Origin of the sequence: Amycolatopsis melonis, from assembly GCF_040064235.1 — a bacterium.
Lineage (GTDB): Bacteria > Actinomycetota > Actinomycetes > Mycobacteriales > Pseudonocardiaceae > Amycolatopsis > Amycolatopsis melonis.
The window spans coordinates 565,998-586,393 of sequence record NZ_JBDZYD010000004.1 but is presented as its reverse complement, the minus strand read 5'-3'; the positions used below and the strand labels follow the sequence as shown (position 1 = coordinate 586,393).

Genomic DNA, 20,396 nt, shown 5'->3' with positions numbered 1-20,396 from the left:
TGTTCCTCCTCACGGTCACTGCACGTCCACCCAGTCGAGCGTGCGGCCGACGGCCTTCTGCCAGCCGGCGTAGCCTTCGGCGCGCTGCTCGTCGTTCCACGACGGCGTCCAGCGCTTGTCCTCGTTCCAGTTCTGCTCGAGTTCGTCGGTCGAGGACCAGAACCCGACGGCCAGCCCGGCCGCGTAGGCGGCGCCGAGCGCGGTGGTCTCGGCGACGACCGGCTTCGACACCGGCACGCCGAGGATGTCCGCCTGCAGCTGCATGCACAGCTCGTTCGCGGTCACCCCACCGTCCACGCGCAGCACGTCGAGCGTCACGCCGGAGTCGTTCTGCATGGCCTCGACGACGTCGCGGGTCTGGTAGCAGATCGCTTCCAGGGTCGCGCGCGCCAGGTGGGCGTTGGTCGTGGCGCGGGTGAGGCCGACGATCGCGCCGCGGGCGTCGGAGCGCCAGTAGGGGGCGAACAGCCCGGAGAAGGCCGGGACGAAGTAGACGCCGCCGTTGTCCTCGACCTGGCGGGCCAGGCTCTCGCTCTGGGCCGCGCCGCTGATGATGCCCAGCTGGTCGCGCAGCCACTGCACGGCCGAGCCGGTGACGGCGATCGAACCTTCCAGCGCATACACCGGCTTCTCGTCGCCGAACTGGTAGCACAGCGTCGTCAGCAGGCCGTGCTTCGAGCGGACCAGCTCCTGGCCGGTGTTGAGCAGCAGGAAGTTGCCGGTGCCGTAGGTGTTCTTGGCCTCGCCGGGCCGGAAGCAGACCTGCCCGACGGTGGCCGCCTGCTGGTCGCCGAGGACGCCGGTGATGGCGACCTCGCCGCCGAGCGGGCCGTCGGCGCGGGTGGTGCCGAAGAAGCCGGGGTTCGACGACGGGCGGATCGACGGCAGCATCTGCCGCGGGACGCCGAAGAACGACAGCAGCTCGTCGTCCCAGTCGAGGGTTTCCAGGTCCATCAGCATGGTGCGGGAGGCGTTGGTCGGGTCGGTGACGTGCACGCCGCCGTCCGGGCCGCCGGTGAGGTTCCAGATGAGCCAGGTGTCGGTGGTGCCGAAGAGGGCGTCCCCCTTCTCGGCGTCCTCGCGCACGCCCGGGACGTTCTCCAGGATCCACTGCAGCTTGCCGCCGGAGAAGTAGGTCGCGGGCGGCAGGCCGGCCTTGCGGCGGATGACGTCGCCCTTGCCGCCGCGTTCCAGCGCCGAGGCGATCCGGTCGGTGCGGGTGTCCTGCCAGACGATGGCGTTGCCGTACGGGCGGCCGGTGCGGCGGTTCCACACGACGGTGGTCTCGCGCTGGTTGGTGATGCCGAGCGCGGCCAGGTCGCCGTGCGTCAGGTTGGCCTTGTTGAGCGCGGTCGCGATGACCGAGCGGGTGCGTTCCCAGATCTCGGTGGCGTCGTGCTCGACCCAGCCCGGCCTGGGCAGGATCTGCTCGTGCTCCAGCTGATGGCGGGCGATCTCGTTGCCGCCGTGGTCGAAGATCATGAAGCGGGTGCTGGTCGTGCCCTGGTCGACGGCACCGACGAAGTCAGGCATGGGGTGTGCTCCCTTTCAGGCGGCGGGCTCGAGGTCCTTGGCGGGCATGGCGTCCAGCGGGTCCCCGGCGGGCAGGAACCGCTCGATCAGGTACTTGTAGATCGCTCCGCCGATCAGCGCGCCGATCACGGGCGCCACGATCGGGATCCACCAGTAGGGGAAGCCGTACTGGTCGGTGAACGCGGTGTCGTAGCCGGTCAGCCAGGAGGCCAGGCGCGGGCCGAAGTCGCGGGCGGGGTTGATCGCGTAGCCGGCGTTGGTGCCCCAGGCCATGCCGATGGCGACGACGAGGAAGCCGACGACGACCGGGGCCAGGTTCGCGCCCGGTGAGGTGTTGCGCAGGTCGGTGATGGCGAACAGGACGATGAGCAGGATCGCGGTGCCGATGATCTGGTCGCGGAAGGCACCCCAGTCACCCACGGGCAGCGTGCCGTTACCCGGCAGGGTGGAGAACACGCCCTGGGTCTTGATCGTCAGGCCGGGGTCCTTGGCGTTGAGCACCTCGGTGTAGTTCCAGCGCACCAGCAGCGCGGCGAGGAACGCTCCGGCGGTCTGGGCCAGGGCGTAGGGGGCGACCTTGCGCCACTCGAAGCCCTTGAACACCGCCAGTGCGATGGTCACGGCCGGGTTCAGGTGGGCGCCGCTGATCCGCGAAGCGACGTAGACGCCCAGGGTGACGCCGAGGCCCCAGGCCCAGGCGATGCTGTCGTGGTCCCCGATGCCCGCGGCGACGACCTGCGCCACCACCCCGCATCCGAACAGGATGAGGATCATCGTCCCCACGAACTCGGCGGCCATCTCGCCGGCGAGCCCGCGGGCCTTGAGGCTTCGCACCATTGCATTCCTCCACAAAGGACCTTGTCCCCCTATTGGTGGATGAAAGTTAAGTTCGCGTGTCAGGGCGGTCAACGGACGCCGGTCGGCATTGTCGAACGGCCGATGTGGATGTTCGACATTGTCGAATCAGGGCCGGTCGGGTTAGGGTCGCGCGGTGCCCGGTCCGATCCAGTCCATCGAGCGCGCCGCCGCGATCCTGCGGTTGCTGGCGCGCGGCTCGGGCCGTCTGGGCGTCGGCGAGATCGCCGAGTCGCTCGAACTGGCGAAGGGCACCGCGCACGGGATCCTGCGGACGCTGCAGGGCGTCGGGTTCGTCGAGCAGGACCGCGACACGGGCAAGTACCAGCTCGGCGCGGCGCTGCTGCACCTGGGCACGAGCTACCTGGACGTCAACGAGCTGCGGTCGCGCGCGATCAACTGGGCCGACGCGCTGGCCGCCCGCAGCGGCGAGGCCGTCCGGATCGGCGCGCCGCTGGAGGGCCGGGTGCTGGTGGTGCACCACGTGTTCCGCCCGGACGACAGCCTGCAGACCCTCGACGTCGGCACGCTGCTGCCACTGCACGCGACGGCGCTGGGCAAGGTCCTGCTGGCCTACGACACGACGCTGAAGGCGGTCCCGGAGCCGTACACGCGCCGCACCCTGGTCACCCAGACGGCGATCAAGCGGGCGTGTGCGAAGGTACGCGAGGCAGGCTGGGCGGCCGAGAACGGCGAGATGATCGCCGGCGAAGCCGGGATCGCGGCCCCGATCCGCGGCCACGGCGGCATCGTGGTGGGCGCGATCGGCGTGTCGGGCGCGGCCGAGCGGATCTGCGAGCCCGACGGCAGCCCGAACCCGAGACTGCTGACCCAGGTCCGCGACGCGGCGCGCGCGGTGTCGCGGGACCTCGGTGCGTCCCGATGGTGAAGGAGGTGCGGGTGCCGGCAGCGACACCGGAGCCGGGCCGGCGGATCTCCGGCCGGGGCAGTCTGCCGCAGCACCGGTGCGTCCCGATGGTGAAGGGAGATCCATGGTCCAGCGGTACGTGATGTCCGTCGACCAGGGCACCACCTCCACCCGGTGCATCCTGTTCGACGCGCGCGGCAGGCTCGTCTCGGTCGTCCAGCGGGAGCACCAGCAGCACTTCCCGCGGCCCGGCTGGGTCGAGCACGACGCCACCGAGATCTGGCGGAACCTGTCGCGGATCGTGCCGCAGGCGCTGGCCGACGCCGGGGCGACCGCGGACCAGGTCGTCGGGCTCGGGATCGCCAACCAGCGCGAGACCACCGTCCTGTGGGACCGGCGCACCGGCAACCCGGTCGGGCGGGCGATCGTCTGGCAGGACACCCGCACCGACGCCATGCTCGAACAGCTCGCCCGCGAGCCCGGCGCCGAGCGCGTCCGGCAGCTGTGCGGGCTGCCGCTGGCCACCTACTTCTCCGCGCCCCGCATCCGCTGGCTGCTCGAACGCACCCCCGGCCTGCGGGAACGCGCCGAGCGCGGGGACGTCCTGTTCGGCACCATCGAGAGCTGGCTGATCTGGAACCTCACCGGCGGCGCCGAGGGCGGCGTGCACGTCACCGACGTCACCAACGCCTCGCGCACCATGCTGATGAACCTGCGCACCCTCGCCTGGGACGACGAGCTGCTGGACTTCTTCGACGTCCCGCGCGCGATGCTGCCGGAGATCCGCTCCTCCACCGAGGTCTACGGCACCACCAGCAGGGTGGTCCCCGGCATCCGGATCGCGGCGGCACTCGGCGACCAGCAGGCGGCACTGTTCGGCCAGACGTGCTTCGCGCCCGGTGAGGCGAAGTGCACGTACGGCACCGGCAGTTTCCTGCTGCTCAACACCGGCCCGACGCCCGTGCTGTCCACCCACGGCATGCTCACCACGGTCGGCTTCAAGATCGGCGACGAGCCCGCGGTGTACGCGCTGGAGGGGTCGATCGCCGTCACCGGGTCGCTGGTGCAGTGGTTCCGTGACGGCCTCGAGCTGATCGGCAGCGCCCCGGAGATCGAGACGCTGGCGCGCACGGTCGAGGACAACGGCGGCTGCTACATCGTGCCCGCGTTCTCGGGGTTGTTCGCGCCGCACTGGCACAGCGAGGCCCGCGGGGTGATCGCCGGGCTGACGTCCTACATCACGAAGGGCCACCTGGCGCGTGCGGTGCTGGAGGCGACCGGCTGGCAGACGCGCGAGGTGGTCGACGCGATGAACGCCGACTCCGGGCTCGCGCTGTCGACGTTGAAGGTCGACGGCGGGATGACCGCGGACAACCTGCTGATGCAGTTCATCGCCGACGTCCTCGACGTGCCGGTGGTCCGCCCGATGGTGGCGGAGACGGTGTCCCTCGGCGCGGCGTACGCGGCGGGGCTGTCGGTCGGCTACTGGCCGGACCTGGAGGGGCTGCGGCGCAACTGGCACCGGGCGGGCCAGTGGCTGCCGGCGATGGACCCGGCCCGCCGCGACTCGGAGTACGCGCACTGGCGCCAGGCGGTGGAGCTGACGTTCGGCTGGATGCGCCCCGGCCCGGCGGCGGCCGCACCGGGCTCGGACCTGGTCGAGGTGCTGCTGGCCGACCACCGCCGGTTCGAGCAGCTGCTGCGCGACCTGCGCAACACCGAGGCCGACCGCCCGGCACTGGTGGCGGAGCTGGCAGGCCTGCTGGTCGCCCACGCGACGGCGACCGAGCGGATCGTCCGGCCGGACACCCCGGGTTCGCCGTTCGCCGCGGACCTGCTGGCGGTGCTGGAAGCCGAGGACTTCGAAAAGGCGTTGGTGCGCCTGGAGAACGTGGTGGACACGCACGTCCGCGGCGAAGAACGCGGACTGCTGAACGACCTGCGGCGCACGATGTCCACTTCGGACAGAACAGGCCTCGGTCGGGCGTTCGTCGCGGAACGGCGGCGGCAGCTGGAGCTGGGCTGCGGCGAGGTGGAGCACATCCGGGGGCTCGGCGACCGGCTCAGGCTCTGAGTTCGTTGGGCGATCCCCAGATAGCGCCGGGCGCGGGCCAGTGTCTCGAACCCGCCGGGGCCGCGGCCGGAATCGCGGCAGGTCCACTGCTCGTCGAGCCGGTTGTCGAAGATGTCCAGCAGGACGGCCAGGTATTCGGCCATCGTCGGTGCCTGCCACCGAGACGTTGGCCGCGAAGGTGTGCAGTACATGGCCGGTCAGCCCGTCGACCGGGCGCTCGTCGAGCACGGGGCGTGGTGCGCCCGAGCTAGGGGCGCACGAGCCGGGCCGTGACCGCGGCCACCGCCGTCGAGGATTTTCCCGAAGGCGGCGAGTGCCGTGACTCCGTCGAACTGCCGGAGGGCGAGTTCGGCCTGCGCGAACGCAACGCTCATGACGACAGGTACTCGGTCAGCCGGACTGGAGGCAGCGGCTGCTTTCCCGCACCACCAGCTCCCCCTCGACGCTCGCCCGTGCCGGGGCCGCCACCCCGGCGATGCGCGCCGCGAGCGTGGCCAGTGTCTGGCGGCCCGCCGCCACGAAGTCCTGGCGGACCGTCGTCAGCGGGGGTGCGTAGTAGGCCGCCTCGGGGACGTCGTCGAAGCCGACCACGTGGGCGTCGCGGGGGACGCTCATGCCCGCCTCCGTGAACGCCGCCAGCAGGCCCAGTGCCATGTGGTCGTTGGCGGAGAACACCGCCTCCACACCGGATTCCACCGCCAGGGACTGGCCCGCGCGGTAGCCCGAGCGGGCCGACCAGTCGCCGCGGACCACCGGCGGGATCTCGGCGCCGTGGCGTTCCAGGGTTTCGCGCCAGCCGCGTTCGCGGGCGCGGGCGATCGGGCCGTCCTCCGGGCCGCCGAGGTGCCAGACCGTCGGGTGGCCGAGGTCCAGCAGGTGCTCGGTGGCGCGGCGGGCGCCGGCGTACTGGTCGGTGCTCGCCGCCGGGACCAGCGGGATGCCGTGGACCGCGCCCAGCTCGGCGACCAGGCGCGCGTCGAGCACGACGATGCCCGCGACACCCTGCAGCCGCAGGCCGTCCGCCGCCGCCATCAGCGCCGCGCTGCCGGGGCCGGGGACGCTGAACACGCTGAGGACGTAGCCCTCTTCCCGGGCGGCCACGCGCAGGCCGTGCAGCACCGGGCCCGCTGCGGTGGCCCCGGCCGCGATCACGCCGAGCGTGCCCCGCCGCCGGGTCATCCGGCTGCGAAGCGGGCCGTCGGGACCTGCGTCGTCCACGGGCATGCTCCGATGTTAGCGATCACATGGCCGGACGTGAACTTTGTTCACTTTCCATAATTAACGAACGAGTAACGTCACGGCTGCCGGGTCCAGGTGACCGTGTCCGTCCGGCCGTCCGTCAGCGACGTCGCCTGGACGACGTTGGGGCCCGGCTGCAGGGGAACTCCGGACCAGACCGCGATGTGGTCGTCGGGGACCCGGGTGCCGAGCGGGACGCCGTTGACCGTCAGGCTCACCGGCCCGCTCCCCGCGTACACCTTGACGTCGGTGGCCGCGGTCGTGCGGACCGTGTCGCGGGCCGAGGTGATGTGCAGGACCGGCCGGGACGACCAGTTCGCCTGGTACCAGTAGAACGCGTCCTTGCGGGTGACGCGGTCGTCGGTCACCAGGCCCTTGTCGTTGATACCCGGGCGGTCGCCCTCGTTGCGGCCGTCCGAGGCGAAGTCGAACATCACCCAGACGAAGCTGCCCCACAGGTACGGCCGGGCCTCGATCGCCCGCCACGCCGCCTCGGCGACCTCCGCCTGGTACTCCTCGGGATGCCAGTGCCCGCCCGGCACCGGCGGCGCCGGATGCTGTTCGTGCTGCCGGACGCTCGCGCCCGCCCCGTACTCCGAGACCGCGATGCGGCGGCCCGGCTCGGCCCGGTGCACGCCGTCGGCCCACGGGCCCAGGTTCGCCGCACCCGGGACGTACCAGCCGTAGTACCGGTTGTAGCCGGTCAGGTCCGCGTGCCCGGCCAGCGGATCGGTGTCGGACAGGCAGCAGTGCGCATACGTCGTCAGCCGGTCCGGGTCGTCGGCGCGGAACACCTTCTGGACCGTGTCGAGCACCGCGTTGGCGGCCGGGCTGGAGACGTACTGCTCGTTGCCGAGGCCCCACATCACCACCGACGGGTGGTTGGCGTTCTGCCGGACCAGCTCGTGCGCCTGCGCCGAAGCGTTCGCCGTGAAGGCGTCGGACGCGGTCACGAAGCCGACCAGCGGCACCTCGGTCCACACGACCAGGCCGAGCCGGTCGGCGAGTTCGTACTCGCGCGGCGAATGCTGGTAGTGCGCCATCCGGACGGCGTTCGCGCCCAGCTCGGCGATCAGCGCGTAGTCGGCGTCGATGTCGGCCGCGGTGACCGCGGCACCCCGGTCCGGGCGGCTGGGCAGCTGGGTGTTCACCCCGTGCAGCGGATACGGGACGCCGTTGAGGAAGAACCCGCGTTCCGGGTCCACGGCAACGGTCCGGAGTCCCAAGGGGACGGTCACGGCGTCGCCGCCTGCCTCCGCGGTCACCGAATACAGGTACGGGTCCCGGACGCCGTTCCACCGGTGCGGCCGCAGCACCCGCACCGGCGAGACCACCGGCACGGTCCGGCCCGCGCCCACCGTGACCACCGTGGCCGAGACCGCGACGACCCGGCGGGCCGCGTCCCGGACGACCGTCCGGACCGGAATCCGCCGCGGCACCGCGGTGTCGTTGGTGACGCGGGTGGTGACGTCGACGTCGGCCACCGCGTCGGTGAGCGCTTTCTGCCGCACGAAGACGCCCGGGCCGCCGTAGTCGAGCGCGTCCACGTGCACCGGATCGGTGACGACCAGCCGGACATCCCGGTAGAGGCCGCCGAAGAGGGTGAAGTCGCCGTCGAGCGGGGCCACGTCCGGGTTCTTGCGGTTGTCGACCGCCACCGCGACCGGCACCGGGCGGCCCGCCGGTGCGAGATCGGTGATGTCGAAGCGGAAGCCGGAGTAGCCGCCTTCGTGCCGCCCGGCGTGCCGTCCGCCGACGTAGACGTCGGTGACCAGGTTCGCGCCGTCGAACTGGAGGAAGACCCGCCGTCCGCCGGGCGGGACGGCCAGCCGGGTCCGGTACCACCCGACGTCGCGCCGGTAGTTCCCGCCGCCGTCCGCGCCGTCGGCCGCGTTCCAGGTGTGCGGCAGGGAAACCGGCGTCCAGGAACTGTCGTCGAAATCGGCGTCCGCGGCACCCGCGACGTCACCGAGGTGGAATTTCCAGCCGGTGGCGAGCACGGTTTCCGCGCGAGCGTGCCCGGCCGGCGCGGCCACGGCCGCGGGTACGGCGAATCCGCACAGCAGCAGGGTGATCACGGCGAGGAACACACGGCGCATGCCGGGACTATGACCGCCGCGTCACCGCCCGGTCAAGATCACCGGCGGGCGTTCGAGAACTTCGAAGGAAACAATTCGTCGAACGGGCAAGGGGCCTTCCCCGCACTGCGGGAAAGGCCCCTTGCCGGACCGGCGGGCTCAGGAAGCCGCGCGGCGTTTCGTCCAGATGTCGTAGGCCACCGCGGCCAGCAGCACGACGCCCTTGACGAGCATGACCCGCTCGCTCGGCGCGCCGATCAGCGACATGCCGTTGTTGATCACCGCCATGATCAGGCCGCCGGTGATCGCGCCGACCACCTTGCCGACGCCGCCCTGGACGGCCGCGCCGCCGATGAACGCCGCCGCAATCGCGTCCAGCTCGAAGTTGACGCCTGCCGTCGGGCCCGCCTGGTTGAGCCGCCCGGCGAAGATGATGCCGGCCAGTGCGGCCAGCACGCCCATGTTGACGAAGATCCAGAACGTCACCTGCTTGACCTTGACGCCCGAGAGCGTCGCGGCCTGCAGGTTGCCGCCGACGGCGTAGATGTGCCGCCCGAACACCGACTTGCCCGCCACCAGCGAGTAGCCCAGTACCAGCGCCGCCAGCAGGATGAGCACCCACGGCAGGTTCTTGAACCGCGCCAGCTGCACGACCAGCGCCATCACCAGCACCGCGATCCCGGCGAGCTTGAGCACGAAGACCGGGAACGGGTCGACGTCTTGGCCGTAGCCCAGCCTGCCCATCCGCTTGCGCCACTGCGTGAACACGATTCCGGCCACCGCGGCCACGCCCGCCAGCAGCGACACCAGGTCGGCGCCGCCGAGCGGGCCGAGGCCGATGTTGCCGAGGTAGCCGTCGGTGAAGCCGTTGGACAGCGTGCGGATCGCGTCCGGGAACGGGCCGATGCCCTGGTTGCCCAGCACGGTCAGCGTCAGCGCGCGGAACGCCAGCATGCCGGCGAGGGTCACGATGAACGCCGGGATGCCGAAGTAGGCCACCCAGTAGCCCTGCCACGCGCCGATCACCGCGCCGACGGCGAGGGTGATCAGCACCGCCCAGAACCACGGCATCTGCGAGTTCACCATCAGCACCGCCGACACCGCGCCGGTCATCGCGACGACCGAGCCCGCGGACAGGTCGATGTGCCCGGAGATGATCACCAGGATCATCCCGATCGCGAGGATCAGCACGTAGCTGTTCTGCACGATGATGTTGGAGATGTTCTGCGGTTCCAGCAGCGCGCCACCGGTGAGCACCTCGAACAGCACCACGATCAGCGCGAACGCGACGTAGATGCCGCTCTGGCGCGGGTTGATCGAGATCCTCCGCGTGGAGCGCTCAACCGGGGGCGCGTCGGGCCGCGCTTCGGTCGTGGTCATTCCCGTTCCTTAGTCATGTACTGCATCAGCAGTTCCTGGGTGGCTTCTTCGCGCTTGGCCTCACCGGTGATCCGGCCCGCCGACAGCGCGTAGATCCGGTCGCAGAGCCCGAGCAGTTCCGGCAGCTCGGAGGAGATGACCAGCACCGCCTTCCCCTGCGCGGCCAGGTCGTTGATGATCGAATAGATCTCGAACTTCGCGCCGACGTCGATGCCGCGGGTCGGCTCGTCGAGGATCAGCACCTCCGGGTCGGTGAAGATCCACTTGGCCAGCACGACCTTCTGCTGGTTGCCGCCGGAGAGCTTCCCGGTCACGCTCTGCACGCTCGGCGCCTTGATCCGCAGGTCGCGGCGGAACCGGTTGGCCGTGTCGTGCTCGGCGTGCTCGTTGACCCAGCCGCGCCGGGCCAGCTTGCCCAGCCCGGCCGCGGACACGTTGCGCTGGATGTCCTCGATCAGGTTGAGGCCGTAGCGCTTGCGGTCCTCGGTGGCGTAGGCGATGCCGTGCCGGACGGCGTCCTGCACCGACCGGATCTCGATCTCCTTGCCGTGCTTGATGATCCGCCCGGAGATGTCCTTGCCGTAGGTCCGGCCGAACACGCTCATCGCCAGCTCCGTGCGGCCGGCGCCCATCAGGCCGGCCAGGCCGACGATCTCCCCGCGCCGCAGCGACAGCGACGCGTGGTCGACCACGACCCGCCCGGCCTGGGTGGGGCTGTGCACGGTCCAGTCCTCGATCCGCAGCACCTCTTCGCCGATCTGCGGCTCCCGCGGCGGGAACCGGTGCTCGAGGTCGCGGCCGACCATGCCGGTGATGATCCGCTCCTCGGTCAGCCCCGCGGCGTCGAGCGTCTCGATCGTCTTGCCGTCACGCAGGATGGTGACGGTGTCGGCGATCGCGGTCACCTCGCCCAGCTTGTGCGAGATGATCACGCACGTGACGCCGTCGTCCCGCAGCCCGCGCAGCAGCTCGAGCAGGTGGGCCGAGTCGTCGTCGTTGAGCGCGGCGGTCGGCTCGTCGAGGATCAGCAGCTTGACCTCTTTGGACAGTGCCTTGGCGATCTCGACGAGCTGCTGCTTGCCGACACCGAGTTCCTGCACCGCCCGCGTGGCGTTTTCGGCGAGGCCGACGCGCCGCAGCAGCGCGTCGGCCTCGTGGTTGGTGCGGTTCCAGTCGATCCAGCCCCGCTTCTGCCGTTCGTTGCCGAGGAAGATGTTCTCCGCGATCGACAACTGGCCGCACAGCGCGAGTTCCTGGTGGATGATCACGATCCCGCGCCGTTCGCTGTCGCGCACCGACCCGAACTCGCACCGCTGCCCGTCGAAGGTGATCTCGCCGTCGTAGCTCCCGTGCGGGTAGACGCCCGAGAGCACCTTCATCAGGGTGGACTTCCCGGCGCCGTTCTCCCCGCAGATCGCGTGGATTTCCCCGCGGCGCACGGAAAGATTGACGTCGGACAGCGCCTTGACCCCGGGGAAGGTCTTGGTGATCCCGCGCATGCCGAGCAGTTCGGTCATTTCAGCTGACCTGCCGTGTAGTAGCCCGAGTCGACGAGTTCCTTCTGGTAGTTGGTCTTGTCCACGGTGACCGGCTGCAGCAGGTAGGACGGGACGACCTTCTTGCCGTTGTCGTAGTCCTTGGTGTTGTTGACCTCGGGCTTGCCGCCCTTGAGCACCGCGTCGGCCATCTTGACGGTGGTGTCGGCGAGCTTGCGGGTGTCCTTGAAGATCGTCGAGTACTGCTCACCGGCGATGATCGACTTGACCGAGGCGACCTCGGCGTCCTGGCCGGTGACGATCGGGTACGGCTGGCCGGCGGTGCCGTAGCCGTTGCTCTTCAGCGCCGAGAGGATGCCGATGGACAGGCCGTCGTACGGCGAGAGCACGCCCTGGACCTTCGCGCCACCGGTGTAGGTCTTGGTGAGCAGGTCCTCCATGCGCCGCTGCGCGGTGGCCGGGTCCCAGCGCAGGATGGCCGCGCGGGCGAAGTCGGTCTGGCCGCTCTTGACGACCAGCTTGCCGCTGTCCATCAGGGGCTTGAGCACCGACATCGCGCCGTTGAAGAAGAACGTCGCGTTGTTGTCGTCCGGCGAACCGGCGAACAGCTCGATGTTGAACGGCCCCGGCCCGTTGCCCAGGCCCTTGACCAGCGAGTTCGCCTGCTCGACGCCGACCTTGAAGTTGTCGAAGGTGGCGTAGTAGTCAACGTTGGGCGAGTTGCGGATCAGCCGGTCGTAGGCGATGACCGGGATCTTCTTGTCGGCCGCCTCCTGCAGCTGCGTGGTGATCGCGGTGCCGTCGATCGAGGCGATCACCAGCAGCTTGGCGCCCTTGGTGATCTGGTTCTCGATCTGGTTCACCTGGGTGGGGATGTCGTTCTCGGCGTACTGCAGGTCGACCTTGTAGCCGAGCTTCTCCAGTGCGGCCTTGATGTTGTCGCCGTCGTGGATCCAGCGCTCCGACGACTTCGTCGGCATGGTGACGCCGACCAGCGCGCCGGCCGCGTCGGCGCCGGGGGCCGCCGTCTGGTCCGCGGTCTTCTGGCTCGAGCCGCACGCCGAGAGCGTGAGCGCGAGCCCCGCGGCCGCCAGCGCCGCGATTCCTCTGGTGAACTTCATTGTTCCTTCTTCCTTTCTCAGAAGCCCTGGGAGAGTCGGTAGTACGCCTGGTTCCAGCGGATGCGGTCGGCGAAGTCGTGCGGGGTCGTGTCCTGGTCGATGACGAGCAGTTCGACGCCGAGCAGGTTCGCGAAGTCGCGCAGCGTCTCGGTGCCGACGGCCTGGGTGAGCACGGTGTGGTGCGGGCCGCCCGCGGTGATCCACGACTCGGCCGAGGTGGCCAGCGACGGCTTCGGCTCCCACACCGCCCGCGCGACCGGCAGGTTCGGCAGCGGCTCGTCCGGCGCGACGACCTCGATCTCGTTGGCCACCAGCCGGAAGCGGTCGCCGAGGTCGACCAGGCCGAGCACGACGCCGGGGCCGGGCGCGGCGTCGAACACCAGCCGGACCGGGTCCTCGCGGCCGCCGATGCCGAGTGCGTGGATCTCGCACGACGGCTTCTCGGCGGCGATGCTCGGGCAGACCTCCAGCATGTGCGCGCCGAGGATCTTCGGCGTGCCGGGCCCGAAGTGGTAGGTGTAGTCCTCCATGAAGGACGTGCCGCGGTCGCGGCCCACGCTCATCGCCTTGACTGCGGCCAGCAGCGCCGAGGTCTTCCAGTCGCCTTCGCCGCCGAAGCCGTAGCCCTCGGCCATCAGCCGCTGCACGGCCAGGCCGGGCAGCTGGCGCAGCCCGCCGAGGTCCTCGAAGTTCGTGGTGAAGGCGCCGAACCCGCCGTCGGTGAGGAACTTCCGCAGCCCGGCCTCGATCTTCGCCGCGTACCGCAGCGACTCGTGCCGCGCTCCCCCGGCCGCCAGGTCCGGCACGACCGCGTAGCTCTCGGCGTAGGCCGCGACGAGATCGTCCACATCGGACACGGCGTCGACCTGCTCAACGAGTTCGTTGACACCGTAGGTGTTGACCGAGACGCCGAACCGCAGCTCGGCCTCGACCTTGTCGCCTTCGGTGACCGCGACGTCGCGCATGTTGTCGCCGAACCGGGCCAGCCGCAGGTTGCGCAGGTGGTCGGCGCCGATCGCGGCGCGCATCCACGCGTCGATGCGCGCGACGACGGACGGGTCGGAGACGTGGCCGGCCACGGTCTTGCGCGGCACGCCCAGCCGCGTCTGGACGAACCCGAACTCCCGGTCGCCGTGGGCGGCCTGGTTGAGGTTCATGAAGTCCATGTCGATGGTCGCCCACGGCAGGGCTTCGTTGAGCTGGGTGTGCAGGTGCAGCAGCGGCTTGCGCAGGGCGTCCAGGCCGGTGATCCACATCTTCGCGGGTGAGAAGGTGTGCATCCACGCGATCACGCCGACGCAGTCGGCGTCGGTGTTGGCTTCCTGCAGCACCCGGCGGATGGCCGAGGCCTCGGTCAGCACCGGCTTGCCGACGATCTCGGCGGGCAGCCCGCCGGAGGCGGCCAGCAGCTGCTGGATGCGCAGGGACTGGCCGGCGACCTGCTCGAGGGTCTCCTCGCCGTAGAGGCCCTGGCTCCCGGTGAGGAACCAGACCTGGGGTTTCGACGCGCGCGTCATCGTTCTCCTTGGGGAAGTCAGTGCTGGCCGTAGACGTTCTGGTACCGGGCGTAGAGCCGGTCGACGTCCTCGGGCGGCAGGGGTTCGGGCGTGCCGAGCTCGAAGGCCTTGTGCACGGTGCGGGCGACGTCCTCGACCATCACCGCGGCCTTGACCGCGTCGCGGGCGGTGCGGCCGACGGTGAACGGGCCGTGGTTGCGCATGAGCACCGCGGGCGAGCGGCTGGAGCGAAGCGTTTCGACGATGCCGCGGCCGATGGAGTCGTCGCCGATCAGGGCGAACGGGCCGACCGGGATCTCGCCGCCGAACTCGTCGGCGATCATCGTCAGCACGCACGGGATCGGCTCGCCGCGCGCGGCCCACGCCGTGGCGTAGGTCGAGTGCGTGTGCACGACCCCGCCGATCTCCGGCATGTGCCGGTAGACGTACGCGTGCGCGGCGGTGTCGGACGACGGCGCCAGCTCCCCTTCGACCAGTTCGCCGTGCAGGTCGGTGACGACCATGGTGTCGGCGGACAGGTCGTCGTAGGACACGCCCGACGGCTTGATGACCATCAGGTCCCGCCCCGGCACGCGGGCCGAGACGTTGCCCGCGGTCCAGATGACCAGCGCGTTGCGGGTCAGCTCGCCGTGCAGCTTCGCCACTGTCGCCCGCAGCTCGGCGACGGTGTCGAGGACTTCACCGGTCAGCGTCATGAGGACTGTCCTTTCGCGACGGCGCGGCGGCGGGCCGCCAGGCGGTGCATGACGTCGTTGCCGCCCCGGCCGAAGTAGTCGTGCAGGGTCGTGTATTCGGCGTACAGCTCGTCGTAGGCGGCGACGTGCGCGGGCACCGGCCGGTACACCGCGCGTTCGACCGAGCCCATCGCCGCGGCGGCCACGCGGACGTCCGGGTAGGCCCCGGCGGCGACGGCCGCGTGGATGGCCGAGCCGAGCGCCGGGCCCTGTGCCGAGCCGATCACCGACAGCGGCAGGTTGGTGACGTCGGCGTAGATCTGCATGAGCAGCGAGTTCTTCATCAGCCCGCCGGCGATGATCAGCTCGGTGACCGGGACGCCGGCGGCGTTGAAGGTCTCGATGATCTTCCGCGTGCCGAACGCGGTCGCCTCCAGCAGCGCGCGGTAGATGTCCTGGGGACGCGTGGCGAGGGTCTGCCCGACGATGACGCCGGACAGCTCGTGGTCGACCAGAACCGACCGGTTGCCGCTGTGCCAGTCGAGGGCGACCAGGCCGTGCTCGCCGATCTCCTGCTGGGCGGCCAGCCGGGTCAGGTGCTCGTGCCCCTCGTAGGAACCCGGGACGTTGTGCTCGACGAACCAGCCGAAGATGTCGCCGACCCCGCTCTGGCCCGCCTCGTAGCCCCACAGGCCGGGCACGATCCCGCCTTCGACGACCCCGCACATGCCGGGGACCTCGTGCAGCTCGGCGCCGTTCATCACGTGGCACGTCGAGGTGCCCATGATCGCCACCATCTGCCCGGGCTCGACGGCCTGGGCGGCGGGCGCGGTGACGTGCGCGTCGACGTTGCCGACCGCGACCGCGATGCCTTCGGGCAGCCCGGTCCAGGCCGCGGCCTGCGCCGAGAGCGACCCGGCCCGCGAACCCAACTGGCCCAGCGGGTGCTCCAGCTTGTCGGCGACGAACGACTCGAAGCCGGGCGCCAGCTCGCGCAGGAAGTCGCGGCTGGGGTACTGGCCGTCCTGCAGGATGCCCTTGTAGCCGGCGGTGCAGGCGTTGCGGACGTAGGTCCCGGTGAGCTGCCAGACGATCCAGTCCGCCGCCTCGACCCAGTGCCGCATCGCGGCGTACACCTCGGGTGCCTCTTCGAGCAGCTGGAGTCCCTTGGCGAACTCCCACTCCGAGGAGATCAGGCCGCCGTAGCGCGGCAGCCACTTCTCGCCACGCCGGCGGGCCAGCTCGTTGATGCGGTCGGCCTGCGGCTGCGCCGAGTGGTGCTTCCACAGCTTCACGTACGCGTGCGGGTTGCCTTCGAACTCCGGCAGCTCGCACAGCGGCGTGCCGTCCGCGGTCGTCGGCACCATCGTGCACGCGGTGAAGTCGGTGGCGATGCCGATGACGTCGACCGCGTCGACGCCGGCGTCCCGCAGCGCCGCCGGTACGGCGTTGCGGAGCACTCCGACGTAGTCCGCGGGCACCTGCAGTGCCCAGTCCGGCGGCAGCGCGCGGCCGGTGGCCGGCAGCGTGTCGTCGAGCACCCCGTGCGGATACTCGAAGACGGCGGAACCCAGTTCCGCTCCGTCACGGACCCGCACGACCACCGCGCGGCCCGACAGCGTGCCGTAGTCGACGCCGACGGTGAGTGGTTCTCCCACGGTGTCCTCCCTCCTGAATTGGTGACCGGGGCGCGGCGCGGGCGGCGGTCGCGCGCCGCGCCCCGGGGTTCTAGCGGCCGGTGAGCACCAGGACGGTCACCGAGTTGGCGGGCAGCGTCAGCTTCGACGTCGCGGCCAGCCCGGTGATCTCCCTGGTCTGCGGCACGATGGCGGTCGGCGTGGCGAGGCTGTTGCGTGCCGCCGGGTCGCCGGTGAGCGTGGTGAGCGTGCCGGTGCCGTCCACCGCGGTGACGCCGGTGAGCGCCAGCCGTGCGGTCTGCACCTGCGAAGTCGGGTTGACGAGCTTGACCGTGAACGTCTTCCTTCCGTTCTTGGTGGTCACGTTGACCACCTGGCGCAGCGGGCTGCCCTGGTTGAGGCGGCTGGTCACGATCTGCTTGCCGAGCGTGCTGGAGAACATCTGCTGCACCCAGTACGACGGCGAGCCGTAGCTGCTGCCGGCGTCGAGGCCGATCAGGTTGACCGGCCAGTTGGACTGGTTCTCGTGCACCAGCACCGGCGCGTACATCGAGCCGATGACGATGTCGCTGTTGCGTTCCAGCCCGGTGAGGAACGCGGCCTCGCCGATGGCGGCGGCCAGGGTACCGGTGGGCCTGCCGTCCTGGGCACCGTATTCACCGACGAGGATCTCCGGGCCGGAGCGGTCGGCGGTGTCGTAGCGGGTGGAGTTGTCGGTGAACCACTGCGGCGACTGGTAGTAGTGGTCGTCCGCGGCGTCCGGCCGCATGCCCGGCGTGTTCGACGCCGCCCCGCCCTGCAGGCCGCCGGTCGTCGCGACGACGGTCAGCTGCGGGTACTTCGCCTTGATGGCGTTGTACATGTCCGTGTAGCGCCAGGCGTAGCTGCCCGAGTTGTCGAACCAGTCCTCGTTGCCGACCTCGACGTAGTGCAGGTCGAACGGCGCGGGGTGGCCGTCGGCGATCCGCTTGGCGCCCCACGTCGTCGAGGCGTCGCCGATGGCGTACTCGATCTCGTCGAGGGCTTCCTGGACGTACTGCGGGTAGTCCGCCTGGTCGACGTGCTGGCCGTTGAGGGTGTAGCCGGCGAACAGCGCGAGCAGCGGCTGGGCCCCGATGTCCTCGGCGAGCTTGAGGTAGTCGAGGATGCCGAAGCCGTCGGTGGACCAGTAGCCCCACGCGGTGTTCTGGTGGCCGGGCCGCTGCTCCAGCGGGCCGATGGTGTTCTTCCACGCGAACCGGGTGTCGAGGGTGTTGCCCTCCAGGTAGTTGCCGCCCGGGACGCGGAACAGGCCGAGCTTCATCGCCGCGAGCTTCTGCCCGAGGTCGGCGCGGACGCCGTTGGGCCGGTTCTTGAAGGTCGGCGGGAAGAGCGAGATCTGCTGGAACCAGGCGTCGCCGCTCAGCGCCGTGCGGCCCTTGTTGACCAGCGAGACGACGATCCGGTTGTCCGTGGAGCTCGTGATGGTCGACGGCGTGGTGAAGCTGAACGTCTGCTGCGCCCAGGCGGGCCCGACCGGCTGGACGTCCTTGCTCGCCAGCACGGTGCCGTCCGGCTTCTCCAGGCTGACGCGGATGCCGCCGGTCCAGGTGCCCTTGGCGAAGAAGCTGCCGGTGTACTTGGTGGACGGCTTCGCGGCGACGCCGTAGTAGCCGACGTTGGCCGCGGCGATCCGGCCGGCGGCCGGGACGGTGTCCGCGTGCAGCTTCAGCGAGCGGTCGAGCGCGGTGTTCAGCGGCGTCGCGGTGTCGATCGCGTACGTACCGGTGGCACCCGGCGAGGCGAGCAGCGACCAGTACGGCACCGGGGTGTCGCCCGCGCCGCTGCCGCGCTGGTAGGCCTCCTTGAAGGTCCGGTTGCGGACCAGCTCGGCGTAGAGGCCGCCCTCGACGGAGTGGCTGATGTCTTCGAGGATCGAGCCGTAGGTGGTCGGCCGGGTGTTGGCGCGCACGACGTTGGCGTCGACGGCGAGCTGGTTGGCCCCGGCGAGGGTGCCGATCTGGGCCGCGCTGAGCGGGAAGCGGCGCAGCTCGACCTCGTCGACGGCGCCGGTGAAGCCGGAGCCGACGGTGAACGGCGCCGCCGCGGTGCCCGAGGCCGGGCAGGCGGAGACGTCCAGCGTCGTACCGGTCGGCGTGCCGCAGGTGCTGGTGACCGCGGACGCGTCGCCGTCGGCGTAGACGGTCAGGCGCTGCGAAGCGCGGTCGAGGACCAGGGCGGCGTGGTGCCAGTTGCCGTCGGCGAGGCCGCCGCCGTTGGTGGTCACCTGGATGGTGCCGACGCGGGCGGTGAGCTTGCCGCCGGTCACGCCGAGGGCGTAGCCGTCGCCGTGGCCGGCCAGGGTGCCGGATCCGGTGGTGCGGAACCACGCGGTGAGCGACAGCGAGCCGGTGCCGGTGTCGAACGCGGGCGCGGTGCCCATGTCCACAGTGGACTTGCCGTCGAATTCGACGGCCTTGCCCGCCGCACCCGCGGTCCAGGTGGCGCCCTTCAGCGTGCCGTCCGCGGCGTTCGCCGAAGCGTCACGGGCGATCGTGCCCGCGCCCTCGTCGAAGTGCCACGAACCGCTCGCGGCCAGTGCCGCGACGGCGGAGGCGGTCAGCGGCGTCGGGTACGCGCGGACGTCGTCGACGCCCCCGGCGAACCAGTCGGCGGGGCTGCCCGCCCACTTGCCGCGCCCGATCTCCAGGTGCCCGCTCGCGGTCCACGGCGAGGTGAACGGGACGCTCTGCTGCAGGGTTCCGTTGACGTACAGGGAAAGCGTGCCGGCGGCGCGGTTGTAGACGCCGACGAGGTGCTGCCACTGGTCGGCCTGCGCGGGCAGCGTCGAGACCGCCGAGGACGACGCGGTGTCGCCGTCGCCCGCGCGGCGCGTGAAGGCGAAGCGGCCGTCGGCGGCACGCTGGAGGTAGAAGCCGCTGATCGTCGAGCCGTCGATGCTCACCGCGGTGCGGAAGCCGGTGGCCGCGGACGGCTTGACCCACGCCGAGACCGAGAAGCTCTGCGCGGTGTCGACGACCGGGGCCGGAACGTCGACCGCGGCGTCGGTGCCGTTCAGGGCGACGCCGTGCGGGCCCACGACGCCGTCACCCCAGGCCGCGCCGCCGGTGAGGGTGCCGGTGCGGGTGTCGAGGGAGTCGTCGGCCGTGGTGGTGCCGGTGCCTTCGTCGAGGCGCCAGTGGCCGGCGATGGCCAGGCGGGCGGCGTCGGCACCGGTCAGCGCGCCGGAGTAGGCGCGGACGTCGTCGATCGAGCCGTCGACGAAGTCCACCGGGTTGCCGCCGTACTTGCCGCGGCCGATCACCAGGTGGCCGGTGCCCGCCCACGCCGTGGGCGCGGCGACGGTGGCCTGGCGGGTGCCGTCGACGTACAACGACAGCGTCGACGCCGTCGCGTCGTACACGCCGGTCAGCTGGTACCACTGGCCGGCGACGGGGTCGAAGTTCGCGCCCGCGACGACGCCGTCGGTCGAGGCGTCGCCGCCCAGCCGGGTGAAGGCGAACCGGCGGGAGTCGTCGCGGAACTGCAGGAAGAAGTTGCTGACCTGGGTGCCGTCGACGCTCACGAACGTCTGGTAGCCCGAGGTCCTGTCCAGCTTGACCCAGCTGCTGACGGAGAAGCTCTTGGTGGTGTCCAGCACCGGCGCGCCGGCGTCGGCGAATCCGCCCGCGCCGTCGGTGGTCAGTGCGCCGCCGCGGATGCCGGGGCCCCAGCCCGCACCGCCGTTCAGCGTCGCCGGGTGGCTGCCTGCGGTGTCGGCGGCGGTCGTCCCGCTGCCGTCGTCGAACGCCCAGTGGCCCGCGAGCGCCGGGTCGGCGTCGGCGGCCGAGGCGGCGGTCACGGGCAGGGCGGACAACAACGTCACGGCCGCGAGCACGGCCAGTGGGCGCCGGAATCTGTGGGGCATGGCTCTCCTTCGAGCGT

Annotated in this window: 13 protein-coding genes; 2 read left to right on the top strand and 11 right to left on the bottom strand. The window is 71.1% G+C overall.

Annotation, left to right across the window (positions count from 1 at the left end):
* Positions 1-15: 15 nt before the first annotated feature.
* Both glpK (ABJI51_RS13600) and ABJI51_RS13595 read right to left on the bottom strand, forming a co-directional pair.
* Entirely contained in the window at positions 16-1,533 is a 1,518-nt protein-coding gene (glpK, locus tag ABJI51_RS13600; protein WP_348950700.1) for a glycerol kinase GlpK, read from the bottom strand.
* A 15-nt stretch (positions 1,534-1,548) separates the two neighbouring features.
* Entirely contained in the window at positions 1,549-2,370 is an 822-nt protein-coding gene (locus tag ABJI51_RS13595; protein ID WP_348950698.1) for an MIP/aquaporin family protein, read from the bottom strand.
* Between the two features lie 154 nt (positions 2,371-2,524).
* On the opposite strand from ABJI51_RS13595, the gene ABJI51_RS13590 reads away from it, so the two are divergent.
* The gene (locus tag ABJI51_RS13590; protein WP_348950696.1) at positions 2,525-3,277 is read left to right on the top strand and encodes an IclR family transcriptional regulator; all 753 of its coding nucleotides are present in this window, start codon (positions 2,525-2,527) and stop codon (positions 3,275-3,277) included.
* Between the two features lie 103 nt (positions 3,278-3,380).
* Positions 3,381-5,330 (top strand): glycerol kinase GlpK, encoded by a 1,950-nt coding sequence (glpK, locus tag ABJI51_RS13585; RefSeq protein WP_348950694.1) that lies wholly within the window; start codon positions 3,381-3,383, stop codon positions 5,328-5,330.
* A gap of 390 nt (positions 5,331-5,720) precedes the next feature.
* Here glpK (ABJI51_RS13585) and ABJI51_RS13580 read toward each other — a convergent pair whose 3' ends face one another.
* The 9 genes from ABJI51_RS13580 to ABJI51_RS13540 form a co-directional block, all read right to left on the bottom strand.
* Positions 5,721-6,554: a substrate-binding domain-containing protein gene (locus tag ABJI51_RS13580; protein WP_348950692.1), complete on the bottom strand. Its 834-nt coding sequence runs from the start codon at positions 6,552-6,554 to the stop codon at positions 5,721-5,723.
* 71 nt (positions 6,555-6,625) lie between these two features.
* Positions 6,626-8,668, bottom strand: a complete 2,043-nt coding sequence (locus ABJI51_RS13575) for a glycoside hydrolase family 2 protein (RefSeq protein WP_348950690.1) — start codon at positions 8,666-8,668, stop codon at positions 6,626-6,628.
* A gap of 138 nt (positions 8,669-8,806) precedes the next feature.
* Positions 8,807-10,027, bottom strand: a complete 1,221-nt coding sequence (gene mmsB / locus ABJI51_RS13570; RefSeq protein ID WP_348950688.1) for a multiple monosaccharide ABC transporter permease — start codon at positions 10,025-10,027, stop codon at positions 8,807-8,809.
* Positions 10,024-11,544 carry a multiple monosaccharide ABC transporter ATP-binding protein gene (gene mmsA / locus ABJI51_RS13565; protein WP_348950686.1) on the bottom strand — a complete coding sequence of 507 codons (1,521 nt, stop codon included), beginning with the start codon at positions 11,542-11,544 and terminating at the stop codon, positions 10,024-10,026. The genes mmsB and mmsA overlap by 4 nt, the downstream gene beginning before the upstream one ends.
* Complete coding sequence (chvE, locus tag ABJI51_RS13560) at positions 11,541-12,644, bottom strand: multiple monosaccharide ABC transporter substrate-binding protein (RefSeq protein WP_348950684.1); 1,104 nt, start codon at positions 12,642-12,644, stop codon at positions 11,541-11,543. Before chvE ends, mmsA begins: the two co-directional genes overlap by 4 nt.
* A 17-nt stretch (positions 12,645-12,661) precedes the next feature.
* Positions 12,662-14,161, bottom strand: coding sequence for an L-arabinose isomerase (gene araA, locus ABJI51_RS13555; protein ID WP_348950682.1), 1,500 nt, complete (start codon positions 14,159-14,161; stop codon positions 12,662-12,664).
* Positions 14,162-14,178: 17 nt separating this feature from the next.
* Entirely contained in the window at positions 14,179-14,856 is a 678-nt protein-coding gene (locus ABJI51_RS13550) for an L-ribulose-5-phosphate 4-epimerase (protein WP_348950680.1), read from the bottom strand.
* Positions 14,853-16,493 carry a ribulokinase gene (gene araB, locus ABJI51_RS13545; RefSeq protein ID WP_348950678.1) on the bottom strand — a complete coding sequence of 547 codons (1,641 nt, stop codon included), beginning with the start codon at positions 16,491-16,493 and terminating at the stop codon, positions 14,853-14,855. The genes ABJI51_RS13550 and araB overlap by 4 nt, the downstream gene beginning before the upstream one ends.
* 70 nt (positions 16,494-16,563) lie before the next feature.
* The gene (locus ABJI51_RS13540) at positions 16,564-20,379 is read right to left on the bottom strand and encodes a LamG-like jellyroll fold domain-containing protein (protein WP_348950676.1); all 3,816 of its coding nucleotides are present in this window, start codon (positions 20,377-20,379) and stop codon (positions 16,564-16,566) included.
* Between the last annotated feature and the right edge of the window lie 17 nt (positions 20,380-20,396).

Excerpts from the sequence above, each read along its gene's own strand:
- glpK (WP_348950700.1), bottom strand. The coding sequence starts at position 1,533 with ATGCCTGACTTCGTCGGTGCCGTCGACCAGGGCACGACCAGCACCCGC.
- ABJI51_RS13595 (WP_348950698.1), bottom strand. The coding sequence starts at position 2,370 with ATGGTGCGAAGCCTCAAGGCCCGCGGGCTCGCCGGCGAGATGGCCGCC.
- glpK (WP_348950694.1), top strand. The coding sequence starts at position 3,381 with ATGGTCCAGCGGTACGTGATGTCCGTCGACCAGGGCACCACCTCCACC.
- ABJI51_RS13580 (WP_348950692.1), bottom strand. The coding sequence starts at position 6,554 with ATGCCCGTGGACGACGCAGGTCCCGACGGCCCGCTTCGCAGCCGGATG.
- ABJI51_RS13575 (WP_348950690.1), bottom strand. The coding sequence starts at position 8,668 with ATGCGCCGTGTGTTCCTCGCCGTGATCACCCTGCTGCTGTGCGGATTC.
- mmsB (WP_348950688.1), bottom strand. The coding sequence starts at position 10,027 with ATGACCACGACCGAAGCGCGGCCCGACGCGCCCCCGGTTGAGCGCTCC.
- mmsA (WP_348950686.1), bottom strand. The coding sequence starts at position 11,544 with ATGACCGAACTGCTCGGCATGCGCGGGATCACCAAGACCTTCCCCGGG.
- chvE (WP_348950684.1), bottom strand. The coding sequence starts at position 12,644 with ATGAAGTTCACCAGAGGAATCGCGGCGCTGGCGGCCGCGGGGCTCGCG.
- araA (WP_348950682.1), bottom strand. The coding sequence starts at position 14,161 with ATGACGCGCGCGTCGAAACCCCAGGTCTGGTTCCTCACCGGGAGCCAG.
- ABJI51_RS13550 (WP_348950680.1), bottom strand. The coding sequence starts at position 14,856 with ATGACGCTGACCGGTGAAGTCCTCGACACCGTCGCCGAGCTGCGGGCG.
- ABJI51_RS13540 (WP_348950676.1), bottom strand. The coding sequence starts at position 20,379 with ATGCCCCACAGATTCCGGCGCCCACTGGCCGTGCTCGCGGCCGTGACG.